At 47.2% G+C, this 18,285-nt stretch carries 12 protein-coding genes, 1 pseudogene and 1 riboswitch; of the genes and pseudogenes, 3 read left to right on the top strand and 10 right to left on the bottom strand.

Features of this window, described 5'->3' with window-relative positions; all coding sequences use genetic code 11:
- Positions 1-10 precede the first annotated feature (10 nt).
- A complete protein-coding gene (locus C942_RS05795; protein ID WP_036798875.1) occupies positions 11-1,942 on the bottom strand; it encodes an alkaline phosphatase D family protein in 1,932 nt (643 codons plus the stop codon).
- Between the two features lie 105 nt (positions 1,943-2,047).
- Complete coding sequence (locus tag C942_RS05790; protein WP_007463526.1) at positions 2,048-2,920, bottom strand: LysR family transcriptional regulator; 873 nt, start codon at positions 2,918-2,920, stop codon at positions 2,048-2,050.
- A 143-nt stretch (positions 2,921-3,063) separates the two neighbouring features.
- Between C942_RS05790 and C942_RS05785 the strand changes: the two genes are divergently transcribed.
- Positions 3,064-4,437, top strand: coding sequence for an MATE family efflux transporter (locus C942_RS05785; protein ID WP_007463524.1), 1,374 nt, complete (start codon positions 3,064-3,066; stop codon positions 4,435-4,437).
- Between the two features lie 97 nt (positions 4,438-4,534).
- Here the strand turns inward: C942_RS05785 and C942_RS05780 are convergent, their stop codons facing one another.
- The 6 genes and pseudogenes from C942_RS05780 to C942_RS05755 all read right to left on the bottom strand — a co-directional run bounded on the left by C942_RS05780 (position 4,535) and on the right by C942_RS05755 (position 10,552).
- Positions 4,535-5,149, bottom strand: coding sequence for an outer membrane beta-barrel protein (locus C942_RS05780; protein WP_007463522.1), 615 nt, complete (start codon positions 5,147-5,149; stop codon positions 4,535-4,537).
- Positions 5,149-5,334: a hypothetical protein gene (locus tag C942_RS05775; protein ID WP_007463520.1), complete on the bottom strand. Its 186-nt coding sequence runs from the start codon at positions 5,332-5,334 to the stop codon at positions 5,149-5,151. Before C942_RS05775 ends, C942_RS05780 begins: the two co-directional genes overlap by 1 nt.
- A 233-nt stretch (positions 5,335-5,567) precedes the next feature.
- Positions 5,568-6,860: pseudogene (locus tag C942_RS05770) on the bottom strand (MFS transporter); the annotation flags it as partial.
- Between the two features lie 95 nt (positions 6,861-6,955).
- Positions 6,956-8,533: a long-chain-fatty-acid--CoA ligase gene (locus C942_RS05765; protein WP_007463516.1), complete on the bottom strand. Its 1,578-nt coding sequence runs from the start codon at positions 8,531-8,533 to the stop codon at positions 6,956-6,958.
- A gap of 403 nt (positions 8,534-8,936) precedes the next feature.
- A complete protein-coding gene (locus tag C942_RS05760; RefSeq protein WP_007463513.1) occupies positions 8,937-9,512 on the bottom strand; it encodes a sugar O-acetyltransferase in 576 nt (191 codons plus the stop codon).
- A 359-nt stretch (positions 9,513-9,871) separates the two neighbouring features.
- Positions 9,872-10,552, bottom strand: a complete 681-nt coding sequence (locus C942_RS05755) for a DUF4336 domain-containing protein (protein ID WP_036798871.1) — start codon at positions 10,550-10,552, stop codon at positions 9,872-9,874.
- 403 nt (positions 10,553-10,955) lie between these two features.
- Between C942_RS05755 and C942_RS05750 the strand changes: the two genes are divergently transcribed.
- Both C942_RS05750 and C942_RS05745 read left to right on the top strand, forming a co-directional pair.
- Complete coding sequence (locus C942_RS05750) at positions 10,956-12,422, top strand: Na+/H+ antiporter NhaC family protein (protein ID WP_007463509.1); 1,467 nt, start codon at positions 10,956-10,958, stop codon at positions 12,420-12,422.
- Positions 12,423-12,458: 36 nt separating this feature from the next.
- Positions 12,459-14,570: a molybdopterin-containing oxidoreductase family protein gene (locus C942_RS05745; RefSeq protein ID WP_007463506.1), complete on the top strand. Its 2,112-nt coding sequence runs from the start codon at positions 12,459-12,461 to the stop codon at positions 14,568-14,570.
- 94 nt (positions 14,571-14,664) lie between these two features.
- On the opposite strand, the gene add is transcribed toward C942_RS05745, so the two are convergent.
- Together add and C942_RS05735 are read right to left on the bottom strand one after the other, a co-directional pair.
- Entirely contained in the window at positions 14,665-15,660 is a 996-nt protein-coding gene (add, locus tag C942_RS05740; RefSeq protein WP_007463503.1) for an adenosine deaminase, read from the bottom strand.
- A gap of 24 nt (positions 15,661-15,684) precedes the next feature.
- Positions 15,685-15,784: riboswitch (purine riboswitch) on the bottom strand.
- A gap of 198 nt (positions 15,785-15,982) precedes the next feature.
- A complete protein-coding gene (locus C942_RS05735) occupies positions 15,983-18,160 on the bottom strand; it encodes a methyl-accepting chemotaxis protein (RefSeq protein WP_007463501.1) in 2,178 nt (725 codons plus the stop codon).
- Between the last annotated feature and the right edge of the window lie 125 nt (positions 18,161-18,285).

Raw genomic sequence — 18,285 nt, 5'->3', positions numbered from 1 at the left:
GGCCACATTTTCAGTCAATTTCGGGAAACACGACCCGATCACCACAAGCTGTCAGAATCGCAATATCTGTGGGCTTGCCGTCTTTATCAAGGCGCAACTCCCCGATCGCGCTGCGATTCACCAGTCGGTGATTGCCGGGTGAATCTGGGTCCCGCTTTTTGATTTTCATTCGCTTACGCTTGGTAAACCAGTTCAGCGGCGAGTGAGGACTGTATAACGCCCGGTCCATAAAGTCACAGACCCGCAGCAGGGTATTCGGGAACTCATTTTTAATCCCGCTTGAGGTTATCTGATAGATGTTCGGGCTGCTGCGGCGAAAACGCAGCTTAATGTCATAAGCGAAAGAATAATGCACATCACCAGACAGGATGACAAAGTTTGTCGGCGTCCGGGTATGGGTAAATATACTCAACAGGGTATTGGCAGAGCCCGGATGTGCCATCCAGTTTTCAGCATCTATCAGCAATGGATGTCCCAGCCAGGTCATCCCCCGTTGCAGCATCTCAATAAACTTGACCCCGAACATGGGTGCCGCCGATACCAGAATGACCGCAGGTTCATGAAGCAAAGACTGCTGCAATTCCGTCAGAGCTTCCCAATCCATCAGGCCTGACGGCTTATTCATTTTTGACTCAGAGCGCCAGCGACGAGTACGGGTGTCAAGTACCAGCATTTTCGGCGTCGTTTCTATCGCGTAATGCCATTGCTCAAAACGATAGAGAAAATCAATAAACTGTTCCTGATGGATATCGTCAGGCTCTGAAAAATACGTTTTAGCATGCTCCCAGAAGGTTGCATCAAAATGTTCCGGCGCATTGCCCCATCCCTGGCACAGCCAGTAACTGATCAGAGCGTTACCGATGATCCTGCGAGAAAGCTTGTTGCCATATGCTGCTTTCTCCCACCCGATGGTCAGATTCCAGTCATCAGTCACATCGTGATCATCAAAAATCATGTAGGTAGGAATGTGCGCCATTAAGCGCTGAACTTGCGGCAAACCGGAAACAAAATCATCGATATGGACTTTTTCTTCATGCCAGCGCTGTTGCCACTTCGGCTCCAGTTCGCGTTGCCCGCTCTTAAAGCCTAATTTCTTCAGCCGTTCACGATCGACCAAATCCCACAATTGCGGAGCCCACACCAGCAAGTACATGGCGAAAAACTCACTGAACCCCATCAGGTGATTTTCACTTTCGCGGGAACTGAACACAGGCCGGCCGCGATGTGGCAGCCACTTCCCGAATCCGTTGTCAGATAGCCATTTTCCGGAATCAACATAATGCGGCAGAATCTTATCCCGCGCATAGAAATTATAGGAATGACGGTAAAGAGCTTGTGTATCAGCAACCGGACTTTCACTGAACCTCTCATCCGGCAATCCCAGCAGGGTTATCACCTGCTGAATAGCATCGAGCATCGGCCCGGCCACATGGTCCGCATAAATCTGATCCCCGCTCATCATCAGCAATGCCGGGCGCTCAGGCACAGTTTGGCCGGCAACTTTACTGTCCGCAGCAACTAAGCTGTCTTTGCTCGGATAATGAGGATTACGGCAAGAGCCGTGCAGTACATAATCAGCCCGGGTACGGATGCAAAACGACACCCGCGTTTCGCCATCATAAAACAGGGAAGGCACCAACTGAGACAAATTGCCATGCTGCGTCAGAAGATCATATTCAAGCGGTGTGTCTGTCGGGTATTCACCGTTGAAATTTGCCATGACAACCCAGGCAGAGTAACCAATCTGAATCTGCTGCTGTCGGGTTATCACGTGAGAACAGAAAGCCTCGGACTCACCGGGATAATAGAGGGAAAACTCAGCATCAAGCGGCTCAGATACCACAAGCCACAATGTCAGCTCTCTGGCTGTACATTTTCGCAAAACCGGACCGGCTAATACCAAAGGTAATTGACCTGATGACACTTTTTCCCTCTCTGACATAATCTGCACATCTCTCCCAGGATCAATTAATATCCGTTTATCATACTCTGTTCCGGCAAGAAAAAATGACGGTAAAACGTAAAGTTATGTATCTGTTTAAGCGTTTCAGAACATTTTTCCAAGTTCATCATAGAGCCAGGTCATGATCTGCCCCCGCCCTTTGTCCCTGCGCTTAACCACCCCCATTTCAACCAACAGAGGCTCGGAAATATGCTCTGTCGATAGCTCCTTGAGCTCACTGGCATACCAGTCTTCTTTGGCAACATGCTCCGGCACTAACGCCCAGCCGACCCCCTGCATCACCATGGTCGAAATTAGATAATAACTGTCGATATGCCAGTAATTGGATGAAATCGGATTCGCCAGATGATTTCCCATCCGATCGCGAATCACCAGTTGGCGATAATGAGTAAGATCACTGACCGTCGGCGTAGCAATGTCGGCAAGCGGATGCTGACCAGAGACAATCAACGAGTGCCTGAACTGGCCGATAGACATAAACTCAAGCTCATCAGGTAATGCTTTCAGATTAAACAGTACCCCGATATCGGCTTTTTTCTCCGCCACCCACTGGGAGATATCGGCTTGTGAACCATTAATAATGGTTAACTTCAGCGACGGAAATCGTTCAGAAATTTGAAGATATAAGTGCTCGAACGGAGCAATAGGCACCGCTTCATCCATGGCTACGGTTAATGCCAGTTCCTCGCCGGTCGAAACAGTCATAGCTCGGGATTGCAAACGCTGGCACTGTGCCAAAACGGCCTGAGCTTCGACAAACATATCTTCACCTTCAGGCGTCAGCACTGGAAGGCGGGCACTGCGATCAAACAATTCAAAGCCCAAATCAGCTTCAAGATTAGTAATAGCCGTGCTGACCCGCGACTGCGCTTTACCGAGCCTTCTCGCCGCAGCTGAAAATGATCCCTGCTTTACCGCCAGAACAAAGGCTTCAAGCTGATCCAATGTCCAATTCATCCCTTTCTTCTCTCTTATATTATCTCAGTGTAAACACGCTAAACATCATTCTATCCATCCGAATAACGGATGGATACTAACTTTTATCAATCCGAAAAACAGTGATAATTTACTCATTCAAAACAAAAGCAAACGAGAATGATATGGCAGATACAATCACAGAAATCAATGAAAGCAACAGCACCAGCCGTACCTTCTGGCGTTATGCGATTCCGTCGGTTGCAGCCATGTTGGTCAACGGGTTGTATCAGGTTATCGACGGTATTTTTGTTGGTCACTATATCGGCTTTGAAGGGCTGGCTGGCATCAACATCGCCTGGCCGGTAATCGGGCTGGTTGCCGGTCTTGGTATTCTAGTCGGCATGGGTTCAGGCAGCCTGATTTCCATCTACCGTGGTGAAGGGAAAAACAATCAGGCCCAACAAACGCTGTCCACCGGGTTTGGCGTCATCATCCTTGCCGGGCTTATGGTCATGATGTTGCTGGCAATGCTGGCGCCGACCTTATTGATAGCCCAGGGCGCAACCGGCACAACACTGCAGATGGGTTCCGCTTACATTAGCGTGTTTACATGGGGCGCAATCTTTACCATCGCGGCCGGGGCTCTGCCGATGCTCATCCGTAATGATAACAGCCCGAATTTTTCAACCGCGCTCCTAATGCTGGGTGCTGTAATTAATATTGTTCTCGACTACCTGTTCATCGCTCACATGAACATGGGGTTAAAAGGTGCTGCGATTGCCACGGTGATTTCACAAAGTATTATCACCATCATCGCTGTCGGTTATTTCTTTTCTGCTAAATCGGAGCTGAGACTTTGCCTGGGAAAGCTAACATTTAGTTCGTCGCTGGCGGCCAGATCTATTGAGCTTGGAACATCCAGCCTGTTTATGTACTGCTACTTCAGTTTTATTCTGGCAATCCATAATAAACTGTTCATGACATACGGCAGCCCGGTGCATGTCGGTGCGTTTGCCATCGTCGGCTACCTGATGACCATGCACTATTTGCTATCTGAAGGTATTGCCAGTGGGATGCAGCCGCCGGTCAGCTACTACTTCGGAGCCGGTCAGAAAGAGAAGATCAGAGCCACTTTGTTACTAGCAATCAAGGTGGTTGTGATTTCTGGTATCGCTGCGGTAGTTTTCCTTAATCTATACCCTGAAACCTTAATCAGCCTGTTCAGTAATGGGGATCCGCAACTGGCAGCCGAAACCGAGAACGGCCTGCGCCTGCATCTGTTCTCTATGTTCCTGGATGGCTTCATTGCCCTTTCATCAGTTTATTTCATGGCAGTTAACCAGGGCGGTAAAGCATTGGCGATTTCCGCCGGGAATATGCTGGTACAACTGCCGTTTCTATACCTGCTGCCACAATGGATTGGAGTTGACGGGATCTGGTTGTCAGTCCCGCTGTCAAACATTGTCCTGTTCCTGTTCGTCGCCCCTTTGATTTGGCGAGAGCTTCAGGGAAAGCGTGAAGCTGAGGTAACAATGCAGGCAATCCAGAGCCGATAAGTTCAACGCAAATAAAAAAGACCGGGAATATCATTACCCGGCCTTTACATATTCACTTCAATAATCAACTTAACTTTATTGCCCAACGCCAGCAGCATCAGAACGAAAATCGCATACCGCCCTGCCAGTTAAACTGCTCAGCATCAATAAATTTGTTATACCCGATCCCGGCTTCAAGCGACACACAATCAGTCAACATCAACTCATTAATTAAGCGATAGTCATACATCTGCCCTTTGTTGAAAAATGAAAGGCGGTACTGCGGCTGAATGGCAAAAAAGGACGTCAGTTGCAGCTTCACGCCGACTTCCAGGCTGACAGCTGTCTCATCAAACGTTGATTCGCGGCTATCGCTGTGATTCCTGACAACTTCAACCATATTGGCACCGACACTGGTGTAAAGTGAATTAAAATCAAAATCGTAATGATAGCCGACTCCAAAGAAGTAGTTATCAATATCTGTGCTGGCTCGGGTTACCCCAGTGAGATCGACGGTTCCATAAAAGTGATCATTAAAAGCCAATGAACCGTCAAGGTAAAAGCCACCTAAATCCTTCGACTCATTCGGGTTGTAGTCGTTGCCCAGATAAGAGCCAAAACTATGAGATTTAACCTGAGTTCCCTGAATTCCCAGGCGAACACTGTCGTAAGAAGCAGCAGCATGGGCAAAAGCTGCGTTACTCAGCAACAAGGCGATAATTATTTTTTTCATTAATCACTCTCGAAAATAATGCATGTACCATCATCTCTGGCAGCACACTCGTTCCTGCGCTCATTAAGCACTCGCTCTTCAATACTCATTGATTGCCATTCATCGTCTTCGACATACCGGGTATTAACACAGGACGCATTGAATACGGATAACAGGATCAAAATTGCAGATTTGTAAAAACGCATCGATTTCTCACCAAATAAAACGATGTTCATTTTATTTGTATTATTATTGTATGCAATATAAAAATCAGACTTTCTCTATAAACATTTTTTATGGGCAGTTAGGCCATTACAAAAAAAACGGCACTCCCCTCTCTGTCCGAGTTTGAGGGAAGTGCCGTTGTTTTATTCTTTTAAACCCCTAGGGAGGGTTCCTAACATCAATCGTTACAACGCTCCGCACGTTTGCGTGTTGCCCAGGCAACAAAGCGCTGAGGAAATTCCGGCACTTTGCGGAACAGGTATAGCGCGGAAATGATATTCATCATCGCCAGCATGAAGAAAAACTGTGGAATAGACATTCCTGCCGCCCCCAGAAGCATCATGCCGGTAACGGCACTGACTACCATGAAAATCGCATTCATGATGTTATTAACAGCAATAGCCTGCGCCAACAATTCTTTCTTCGCCCGCTTCTGCATCATGGCGTACAGAGGAACGATGAAAATACCGCCGGACACGCCAATCATTATCAGATCAATGAACACTCGCAGCAGCTCAGGATGAGTGATAAAGCTAAGAATATCAGTGTAGGCAGGAGCGTTTGATGGCACTGCGAACAACAGATCTGCACCAAAAATAGTCAAGCCAAGGCTGCCCAGTGGCACCATTCCCGGCTCAATACGGTGCGCAGACAAACGGTCACACAGCATGGAACCCAAAGCGATACCGACCGAGAAAAGAGCCAGCAATACCGAAACCGCACTGGCACTCCCGCCAAGGTGCAATTTAGTGAACTGAGCAAATTGCGTCAGATAACTGGCTCCCAAGAACCAGAACCAGCTGATCGCCATAATGCACTGGTATACTGTTTTATTCTCTTTCACTGCGCGAATAGCCTGCCCGGTGTGCTTAACCGGACGCCAGCTGAACTTAATCGACGGATCACTGGCCGGTGCTTCAGGGATAGAACGCGAGGCGATATAGCCGAGTATCGCAAATACAACGACAGCCCCTGCTGCGATAACATTAGCATTCGGCTGATCAGCAATCACACCAGCCAGCAAAGTACCAAACAGAATTGCCAGGAAGGTTCCTGCTTCAACCAATGCGTTACCCGGCAGCAACTCATTATCTTTGAGGTGCTGCGGCAACAGCGCATATTTCACCGGGCCGAAAAACGCCGATTGCGTCCCCATAAAAAAGAGCAGCAACAACAACGCAGAATAGCTTTCCGTCAACAGTGCCAGCGCAGCCATCAGCATGATCCCGATTTCAGCCAGCTTGACCCGACGAATCAACCGGGACTTTTCATATTTATCAGCAAGCAGTCCGGCACTGGCGGAAAACAAAAAGAATGGCAGGATAAACAAACCGGCTGCCAGATTGATGATCAGGTTACTATCGATAAGCAATGTACCCGGTGCGGCGAAAGCAACCAACAGCAACAGCACATTTTTAAACACATTGTCGTTAAACGCCCCCAAAGCCTGCGTACAGAAATAGGGGAAAAAGCGTTTATTGGTAAACAAAGCAGATTTCTTATTCATAATTAAATATCAAAGGCACCACACTGTGGTGCCTGCATGATTAATGTTCAGACAGAACTTGCCGTTTGAGTCGCCAGGGTTAACGTCAAAAGCCGTTAACTCATTGACAGTTCAAGCTCAGCTTTCAATTCTTTCTTCAAAATTTTACCCGTCGCACTGATTGGCAGCTGTTGACGGAACTCGATCTGACGCGGGTACTTATACGATGCCAGCTGAGTTTTACTCCACTCAATCAGGCATTGCTCATCCGGCTTTTCAGCACTCTCGCCATTGTCTTTCAGTACAACGTAAGCTTTGATTTCCTCACCCACCTTTTCGTCAGGAATGCCGATAACGGCCGCCATAGCGACACCCGGATGAGTCATCAGTACATCTTCGATTTCACGCGGATACACATTGAAGCCTCCACGGATCACCATGTCTTTCAGTCGGTCGACAACAAACAGGTTACCCGCCTGGTCAAAACGCCCGATGTCACCCGTATGCAACCAGCCATCTTTCAATGAAGATGCAGTCTCTTCAGCACGATTCAGATAACCTTTCATCACATTGTGACCACGGATTAGAATTTCACCGTCCTGCCCGGTTTCCACCGTCTTGCCCTGCTCATCAACGACCCGGATTTCGACACCTTGTACTGGTTGGCCAACCGAGCCAGGAATCCGCTCAGCATCCAGGTGATGGAAACAGGCAACAGGACTGGTTTCAGACAGGCCGTAACCTTCCAGAATTGGAATATCAAACTCAGCTTCAAACGATCGAATCACCTCAGCAGGAAGCGGGGCACCACCGCTGATAGCCAGTCTCAGTGAAGAAATATCATAATTTTTCTCGCCGCTAAGCGTCGCTTTTGCCTGCAACATACCAATGTACATGGTTGGCACTCCGGCAAAGATCGTTGCCTTATGCTGTTCAATTTGCGCCAGTACCACCTGTGGATCGAAACGCGGAATCATCAGCAAAGTAGCACCACACATGACCGCTGTGTTCATATGCGCGGTCTGGCCGAATGAATGGAACAGCGGTAATACCGTAAGATGAACATCATTACCGTTACCAACAATCAGGTTAGCGGCCACCATGGCGTTACATACCATGTTGCTTTGGGTAAGAACGGCACCTTTCGGTGAACCCGTCGTACCAGCGGTATACAGAATAACTGCCGTATCATCCGCTTCACGGGCAACATAGTCCTGTACCGGCTCAGCCCCGTGAATTAATGCGCTGAATGTCGGCATCCCGTTAAAAGACAACTGCTTAAGATCACGGGTAATAACCGCCATGTGCTCACATGACTCAACCTGATTGAATGCTGCGATACCAGCTTCAGCCATCGGCAGTTCTGGCGTACCTTCAAAGCAGAAGAAGAATTTGGCACCGGAATCTTCCAGGTGGTACTTAATCTCACGTTCTTTAAACAGAACATTCAGGGGAACAACAACACCGCCTGCTTTTTGAATGCCATAATAGATGAAAGGAAAAAACGGAATGTTCGGGCAGCTCAACGCTACACGATCTCCCGGCTGGATACCTGAAGCAATTAGCGCTCCGGCAACCTGACTGGCGATATGATCAAACTCGGCATAAGTAAATTGGGCATCACCACAAATCAATGCAACCTTATTCGGTTTACATTTGGCGTTTCGCTGTAACGCGGCGGCTAGATTCATCATGTCTGTGTTCACATTGTTGTATTAATTAGGTGGCGTACCTTATATCAAAATTAAATATGATCAGATCCGACGAGATAAAAATACAAATATAAGCTTATTATATTGCATTAATATTTCAGTTATTAATCGACAATTACAGAAACTCATGAATCAAGTTGGTGAAATAGGGATAAAATCAGCCATTAAAGCTGCGCACAGAATTTTTGCTTTGGCAATAAGAAAATGAGAACAAAGAAGAATAAAAAGAAATAATAAAGAGAACAGAGCCTACGATAATATAAATATTTATTATCATTTAACCAAGAACGACAGATAGGATGAAGAGAATTATTATGCTGAATACTGATGATAAACACGAAAGTACTGCCGAATGTAGGCACCCGGCAGTCATAACAAATTAAAATCATTCAAAGGTGCGCTTTTCCCCAACCGCAAGAGTGCGAATCGGTTTTGCCGGCGAGCCCGCACATACGGTATTAGCAGGCAAATCTTTCACCACAACACTGCCAGCGCCCACGACCACGTTATCGCCGATGCTAACTCCCGGACACACGGTCACGTTGGCTCCAAACCACACATCATGACCAATAGTAATAGCCTTAGCGAACTCTTCACCTGAAGCACGCTCTACCGGATCCAGCGGGTGTCCCGCCGTTGCAATAACTACACCCGGCGCCAACAGGCAGTTATCACCAATCGTAATCGGCGCACAATCGAGAATGGTACAACCATGGTTGGCGTAAAAACCTTTGCCTACTTTAATGTTGTAGCCATAGTCACAGTTAAACGGCGACTCAATCCAGGCATCGCTTTCCTGCCCCAACAGTTCATTGATCAGGCTTTGCCGTTGTGCGCTTTCTGTCGGGCAGATTTGATTAATCTTAAAACACAGCCGTTTTGCTTTAAGACGCTCATCTTTTAGCTCGGCATCCCAAGCCTGATACATCTGACCGGATAACATCTTCTCTTTTTCAGTCATGGTAATTCCGTACTAGTTATTTCCATACACAGTTTATGGTTGGCTATTATGAGCAATTGGATGGCTGATATCTCACAAATTTAAGAGATTGACGATAAATATCTAAAAGAGATCACACTTGGGGAGAAGAATAAAAACCTTTAATAAGAACAAATCACCATAATGATAAGTATTAATAGCAATATAAATACTTAAAATAGGAAAATGCAGGAGTGCAACCTACATTAACCCTTCATCAACGAGATGTGATTTCACCAGACTTATCGACAAAAAATAATATCAGACGTCTTTTATCGCCACCCTGTAATACATATTTATGACTCATATCTGCAGTATAATTGCAAAACGCAAAACACCTTTTACTCAACCCAGTTAAATGAGCGTTGCAGAAAAGCTTCCGCATCCTGCTCTATGATCTCACCATGAGCCATTATGATCCGCTCAGGCTGCCATTCCTGAATTGTGTGAATATGCTCCCTGACCACTTCTTTTTTAAAACTCAACCGCCAGTCCAGCGGGGTCTTACCATTAGGAGCCACAATACCGGCCAACTTGCACAAGAGCTTACGCCAACCTTTAAAGTGATTTTCAGAAAAGTTTTCGATCAAATCGGTCACAATCACCGTCTGAGAAGGATGATGGAAAAACACACACTCCTGCATTAATGATGAGCCACTAACCAGAACCTGGTCGATTTCATCTCTCCACGGCCATTTACGATCGACATTGAGTGAATCATCAAAGTGCAGATCAGCACGCTTTCTGATGACTTGGTCGGTACCGGACAGATGAGCATCCGGATAATGCTCCACCCAATCACTAAGGTAAAGATGATGAAGATGGTTAGGCGCTACCAGATACCGAACAGTCCCTAAAATCGCTAGTTGTTCAGCCAAATAAAAGGAATACGCGATCGGACTATGCAACCATAAGTCACCATTGGACATTCTTACCACCGTCATTCTGGTAGTAAACGGGCAGTGATAAAAAGTGACGGTGTCTCCTTCAAAGATCCATAATTCCTCTGCCAATTGCTGCATTTCATCCCTCACTCAATTAAGGCTTAATTGTTATTAAGCATAAACCAGGATTTAATGTGGAAAGAAAATAACCTTCAGTAAAATAAATAACTTTCGATATTATGTCTCAGTGATGCTAATAAGATTTTTATTAAAGAGGAATGAACTAAATAAATTATCCATAAGTAGCTCTCACCTTCATTTATGTATTTAATGTCGTAGTCTCCCACAGAAACGGCTCAGGGTTATCATTAAATTAATCAATAAATACAACAAGTTGGAACCCGGCACACAAAAAACTGAAACAAACAACAAAAATAGCACCAACTCCATTTAAAACAATGAGTTAAGTCACAGCCAATTATTTTGCAACAATTACAATCTCTGCTTCTTCTTAATCCCACACTTTTAATGGAATACGCCTGTGGAAAATACATCTTCCGTTGTCGGGCAAAGTGAAGGCATCCGCTTACCTTATTTCAGCGAAGCCGCCTTCCTGCTCTCTTTTATTACCTTATCGTTAATTATTGGCATCATGGTATTTAGCCTTGATGTACACATTTTATTAATAGGCTCTGTAGTTCTTGCCATGCTGTTTTGCTGGCGTTGCGGATTTAACCTGGAACAACAAATTGAAGTGATGGGCGAAAGCCTGAAAAATGCCACCGGGGCAATGTTCTCGTTCCTGCTTATCGGGATGATCATCGGAGTCTGGATCCTGGCTGGCACCATTCCTGCCCTGATTTACTATGGTCTGGATATGGTTTCACCCGAGTTATTCCTGCCAGCAGGTTTTCTCGTTTGCTGCGGTATCACTTATGCCACAGGGACTAACTGGGGCGCGGCATCAACTATTGGTGTTGCGCTAATCGGTATGGGGATCGGCCTTGGTGTCCCGCTGCCGATTATTGCCGGTATGATCATCTCCGGCGGTGTGTTCGGTGTTAACCTGTCTCCGGTCTCTGACGTGACGATTCTAGCTTCAGCAACTGTCGGAACCAGTGTTAGTAACCACCTGAAAGCACTAAATAAGGTCAATAAAGTCGTACTGGTGCTTTCTACTGTTGCCTATTACTTCATGGGGGCTTTCTTCGTTGGCACCGAAACCGGCGGCACCGGCCATATCGGCGAGCTGCAAACCACACTCAGCCAGACTTTCGACATGAACTTAATCGTTCTTGCGCCGATTGTGGTGACATTAGCGCTGACTTTCGCAAAAATCCCATCTCAAATTGCCCTTTTCTGCGGTGTCGTTGTCGGGGCGCTTGTCGCAGGCCTGTGGCAACAGAACAGCGTGACTGAAGTGTTTGCTGCTCTAAACTACGGCTTTACCGATTCAACCGGTTCAGAACTGGCCGATAAGCTCTTGATACGCGGCGGCATCCAGAGCATGATGTGGACCTTCTCGCTGGCATTTATCGCCCTTTGTATGGGTGGCCTGCTGGAAAAAGCCGGATTCCTTGGTGTTCTGCTGGAAAAAATCCTGCCGCGGATCAAAAGCGATTTCAGTCTGGTGCTAACCACACTGTGTACCTGTGTGCTTGCTAACGTCGCCACCAGTGAAGTGTACCTGTCGATGATCCTCAACGGCTCGTTGTACAAAGGCGTGTATGCCGATCGCGGTTTTAAACCGGAAATGCTAAGTCGCCTGCTGGGTGAAGGGTCCATGACCTCAGGTATGCTGCTGCCCTGGACAACCGCCGGTGCCTTTATGACCGCAACCCTCGGCGTCAGCCCGCTGGTCTATGCCCAATACGCCGTGTATGTCTGGCTGACACCACTGGTTTCGTTGCTGCTAGTCGCCATGGGTCGCACCCTGATCAGAGGCGAGGCAACAGAAGTCAGCCGCAAACAACAAGAATCTGGTGTTCCACAAGATGCCGAAGCCTGATACGGGTAACGACAGAAACTTTTCATCGAGGTATTGATGTTCAGTCAATCAAGCTTTCAACCAATTCCGGCTGAAACAATCACAACCAGCTGCGCCCTGTGCGGCAGCGGCTGTAGGATCCGGGTTATCACCAACCCGGATGGCACCATCAGTGCCAAAGGCGATCGTAGTGATGCTGTCTCTGGCGGGCAACTCTGCCGCAAAGGCATGCACAGTATTGATCTGATGAACCACCCGGATCGCCTGACTCAACCGCTAAAACGAACAAGCAAACGCGGTGAAGGGCAATGGCAGTCTATCAGTTGGGAAGAAGCCATCGCATACACCGCAGAACAGTTCGCGAAATCCCAACAGCAATGGGGGCTGAACAGTGTCTTTATGGCTTACGGCTATTCCAAAGACTTTATGTATACCCAATTGCTACGTCTTGCCAATGCGATGGGAAACGTTAACGTGGTCGGCCCGGAAACCGTATGCTGGGCACCAACTAAACTCGGACGTGAATATACGCTTGGCTATTACCCATCGCACGATATCAACGAGCAGACACAATGCATTCTGCTGTGGGGCGTCAATAAGTACAAAACCCGCTTCAGTGATGTCAAAACGCTGAAAACAGCAATGGATGCCGGAGCGAAAACCATCTGTATCGACCCGCAGCGAACAAAGCATGCCAAGAAAGCAGAACACTGGCTGGCGCTGAAACCAGGCAGTGATTTAGCGCTGGCGCTGGCACTGCTCAAGGTTATTATTGATGAACAACTTTATGACCATGAATTCGTGGAACAGTGGTGCGAAGGTTTCGAGCAACTGACCCAACACCTGGCACAATATGAGCTCGCTCAATTAGCGCATGAAACGCAGCTCGATATTGATCAGATCCGCTCTTCTGCCCGGCTTTATGCCAGCACCAAACCCACGGTGATCATTACCGGTAATGCCCTAGACCACAACAGTGACAGCTTCCAGGTCAACCGCGCCATTGCCATGCTGATGGCGATAACTGGTAACCTGGATGTACCCGGAGGTCAGTTCCAAAGCCATGCCCCATCACTGGTTTCCGGACGCTGGCCTTATGACGATAAAGAAGTCAGTGCGATGTCCGCCGAATCACGCGCAACCAGTGCCGGTACGCCGGTATTACCGGAGTACTTCCGCGCCACCAGCCATGGCATTACCAAAGCGATTTTAGGTAAGGGTGACCAGAGAGAAAGCCCGATCAAAGCCGGACTGGTTGTCGGGGCTAACCCGATGCTGAGCTGGCCCGATACCCATGCCGTCCATCAGGCGTTGTCATCGCTGGACTTTCTTGCTGTTTCAGAGCTGTTCATGACCCCGACCGCGATGATGGCAGATATCGTCTTCCCGGCAGCCAGCTTCATGGAATATGAAGCCATAGCCCAAGGTCTTGACGGCTCAGTACGCTATCAACCCAAAGTCGCGCAAATTGGCGAATGCCGCCCTGATCATCAGATCATCGCTGCTATAGGTGAAGCCATGGAGGTCATGCCACCTCATTCTGAAAACGAATACTGGAACGGCTTTCTGGCAACCGAAGGACTCGACTTTGCCACTGTCAAAGCCAAACAGCTCGTCACGCCTCCGGCAACACCACAACGGTTTCGCAAGTACTTAACCGATGGCTTCCCTACCCGTTCAGGTAAAGTAGAACTGTTCAGCCGCCGACTGGAAGAAATGGGGGCTGAGCCGCTGCCTGTATTCCGTCCTGTAATGAAAGCCGATCCGGACTTTCCGCTGGCGTTAACAACAGCCAAAGCCAAACACTATATGTTCTCTCACGGACGACAAATTGCACCGCTGCGCAAAGCTCATCCTGAGCCGCTGGTCAGCCTCCATCCAGAGACAGCCAAAAAGCTGGGTCTGTCTGAAGGGAAAAAAGTGAAGATTGAAACACCGAACGGCCGCGCTATTACTCAGGTACTTCAGCTAGACAGCAAACTGTCAAAGAACGTCGCTATAGCAGATTTGAGTTGGTGGTATCCGGAACAAGGTGAGTCCAATCTTGGCGGTGTATTCGAGTCGAATTATAACGTCCTGACTTCCATTGAAGATAATGGCAGAGGCTTCGGCGAAGCAGGAAGCTTCGACATCAACGGCCTGGCGTGTCGCATTTCTGCCTGTGACTAACGAACTTTAGAACGATCAAAGATAATGAAAAAACAAGGGGCTGAATATTATTCAGCCCCTTGGTATATCCGACAGTAATGTTTAAGAATTGCGATTATTCAGCGTACTGACGCAGGTGTTGCTTCACTGCTTCAGACGCAAATGAGTGCTCAATACTCACTTTGTAGATTTCGAAGTAATCTTCACGAGTCAACTCAAACTCCTCAACCACTTTACGCACTTCGTCCGTCATTGTAGTGTTAGATACAGTACGGTTATCTGTATTGATTGTGATCAGTACGCCATCTTTGTGGAATGCTTTGATTGGGTGGCTAGCAAGATCATCAACTGCTTTAGTCTGGATGTTACTGCTAGGGCAGGTTTCCAGCGCAACCTCATCACTCTTCACCAGATCATAAGCCTGCTGATGGCCTTTGATGTGGATACCATGGCCGATACGCTCTGCCCCCAGCAGGGAAACCGCATCGTAAACGTTCTGACCGGAACCCTGTTCACCGGCATGAATAGTTACACGGTAACCTTTCTCGATGGCGTATTTCGCGTAAGGAATGAATTCATGACAGAATCCAGGTACTTCACTACCAGCCAGGTCAAATGCAGCAACACCGTCATTCAGGTATTTTGCACCGGCATCAATAACTTCATTGATCTGATCTTTCGGCATGGTACGCAGAATAGACAGAATGTAGTTACCTTTAATGTCGTACTTCTCTTCAGCTTTTTTCATACCTTTCACGGCACTGCCGATGATCTGATCAAGGTTCAGACCTTTTTGCGTGTGCAGCAACGGACCGAAGCGTACTTCCAGGTATTTAACGTTTTCTTTAGCCGCATCTTCAAATACTTCAAATGAGATACGCTCAATCGCCTCTTCTTCCTGCATTACAGAAAGCGGCAGTTCAAATCGCTTCAGATACTCATCCAGGTTCGGGCAAGTCTCTGGTGCAACCATCATGTCTTTGATTTCAGCGATATCTTCACTAGGCAGAGTCAGACTTTGCTCACGAGCAAGGTCTAGGATAGTTTGCGGACGAACACTGCCATCCAGATGGCAATGTAGATCAATCTTGGGTAAATCAAAGTAATTCATGAGTCTCTACCTTTACTAGGCTATACATAAAGTTACAGACTTCATAATCAAGAGTTTAAGGCTCTTGGTAGAAACTCCCAAACCATATCATTGGGATTATACGAAGCAAGATATCAAGAAGTTTATCATTGAGATCTAGCCCTCGCAATTTCCTGCAATTGCATTATTTGCAATTAATTAATGAGAGTGTGATCAAAATCTGATGGTCAACAGGAAAAGAATCTTAGCTGTGTATTTGTATGATTTTATTAGGTATAGGACGTGGTTTGTTCTTCCCTCCTGATAGCTAGTACCACATTCAGGAGGGAAGAGTAAAATGAGCTTATTTCACTTTAAACTGGCGAACCAGAACTTGCAGTTCCTGCATCAAAGCCTCTAACTGCTGGCTACCTCTGGCGGAGTCTTCGGCCCCGGCACTCACCGACTGGCTGACATCCCGAATATTAGACACATTACAGCTCAGTTCTCCGGCAACATTGTGCTGTTCTGTAGCAGCAACCGAGATGAGGTTACTGATGTCATCAATACTGGAGATATGCGTGATAATCTGCTCTAGAACCGCAACAGTTTCCTTCACCTGCTCAGCAGTAATTAGTGCCTTATCATTGCCTTTTTGAATTGCTTCAACCACTTCGCCGGTTCCCGCCTTCAATGAATCGATCACCTCACGAATCTGACTGATAGAATCCTGTGTACGGCTGGCCAATGTTCTCACTTCATCGGCAACAACCGCAAAGCCACGCCCTTGCTCACCCGCTCGGGCAGCTTCTATCGCAGCATTCAACGCCAGCAAATTAGTTTGCTCTGCAATGGCTTCGATAACTTCAAGAATTGAATCAATATTGTCGCTGTTTTGCGCCAGACGATCAGCAATCGGTACTGTGGCACTAACCTCATCAACCAACGAAGACATAGCTTCAGTCGTCTGTGCAATAACGCCTTTACCCTGCTCTGCCGCATTATTGGCTTCCTGGGCGGAACTGACCGCCCTTCCTGCATGACCGGCAACTTCCTGTGCGGTTGATGCCATTTCAAGCGCAGCACTGGCCACCAGATCAATTTCACTCAACTGTTGCTGCATTCCGTCACTGGTGCGGTGAGAGATCTGCGAAGCCTGCTCAGCACTCTGTTTCGCGACATCGACAGAACCAGCGATCTGCTTCACCGTTCCCTGCAACTTATCGACAAACAGGTTAAATCCATTTGCCAGCGCCCCAAGCTCGTCCTCACTGTTCACCGTCAGCCTTCGGGTCAAATCACCTTCACCGGTTGCAATGTCCTGCAAACGATCTGCCACCATTCGGATAGGTGCAACCAGTCGTGCAGCCAACAGCCAGATGATTGCTAACGCCAGAAGCGTTACCACAACAGCAATCATGGTAATTTTCGATGTATTTTCTTCATTGGCCGTTTTTAGCAATTCCTGCAACGCAATAGCCCGCGCCATCACACTCTCACGGGGAAGTTCAAAAACCATCCCCCAAGGCTGTTCATTCCCTGCGAACTTAACAGGAACACATGCTTCCAGAATCTGACCGTCATTTTGCCATTGAACAGAATACTTTGGATTCTTCAGCCAATTCAGCAACGAACCTTCAGATACAAAATTACCCGCTTTCAGATGTTCGCCTACCAATGCAGGCTTTGCATCATAACCAACAATCAAACCGCCATGACTCAACAAGATAACTTCACCGTCCCCATCAAAAATACGACGGTCTGCCTGGTTTATCATGCTCTGAATATCAGCAAGGCTAAAATCAATGCCCAGCATACCAATCAGTCTACCGTTTTCCTTCAGAGGCAAGGTCAGAGAAGTCATCAGCATCTCTTCACCGTCAACCGTATCAAGGTAAGGATTAAGCACACATGCTTGGCCATTGTTTCGCATTGAACAGGCATACCACTCATTCATTGACATCTGATTATCGTCAAGTTCTGTGTCGTACAGATCTTCTTCAAGCAACACTTCAAGTTCAACGCTACCATCTGAATTACGAGCCCAATAGGGAGCAAAGCGCCCAATGCTGGTACCAGCCAATTCCTCAGCATCAACAAACTTTGCGTCGTCACCATCCAAGGCATTCTTATCAAACACCACATAGATACCCAGCATCTGTGCGTTATCACTGACCGTTTGCTGAATAAGCTGATTCATGGAAAGACGTAATTTTGCAGCCGGGATCTGATTCTCTGCAGAGTTTTTTTTCAGAAAAAGCAGACTGCTGCGTAACATCTCAGCACGATCAAACGAACGGTCGAATAAGCGCTGGATCAAAAGGGATTGCTCACCAGCCAATTCTTCAATATATAGCTCTGCGGACTGTTTAAGGTTTTCTTCCATCTGCTGACGCACCAAATCCTGCGTTTGCTGGTTAGCATAAAAAAACGAAAAAATAAGTGCCGTGACCGTGATAACCAGGCTTCCCCCTGCGGCAAGAAGGAACTTCCAGCGTACAGAACGACGTCCGAGAAAGCTGGCAGATTGAGTGTTGTGCATTTAGTACCTCAAAACCTTTCGGTTTTACATAATGCTAATTGATAAAATAAACAATAAGCAGATAGTACCAGATAACCACCATCTAATCGTACAGTATGTTGTTTAATTACTAACCAATTGATCGT

Source organism: Photobacterium marinum, from assembly GCF_000331515.1.
GTDB lineage: Bacteria > Pseudomonadota > Gammaproteobacteria > Enterobacterales > Vibrionaceae > Photobacterium > Photobacterium marinum.
The sequence above is the reverse complement of the archived record's forward strand: the minus strand, read 5'-3'. Positions and strand labels throughout refer to the sequence as shown.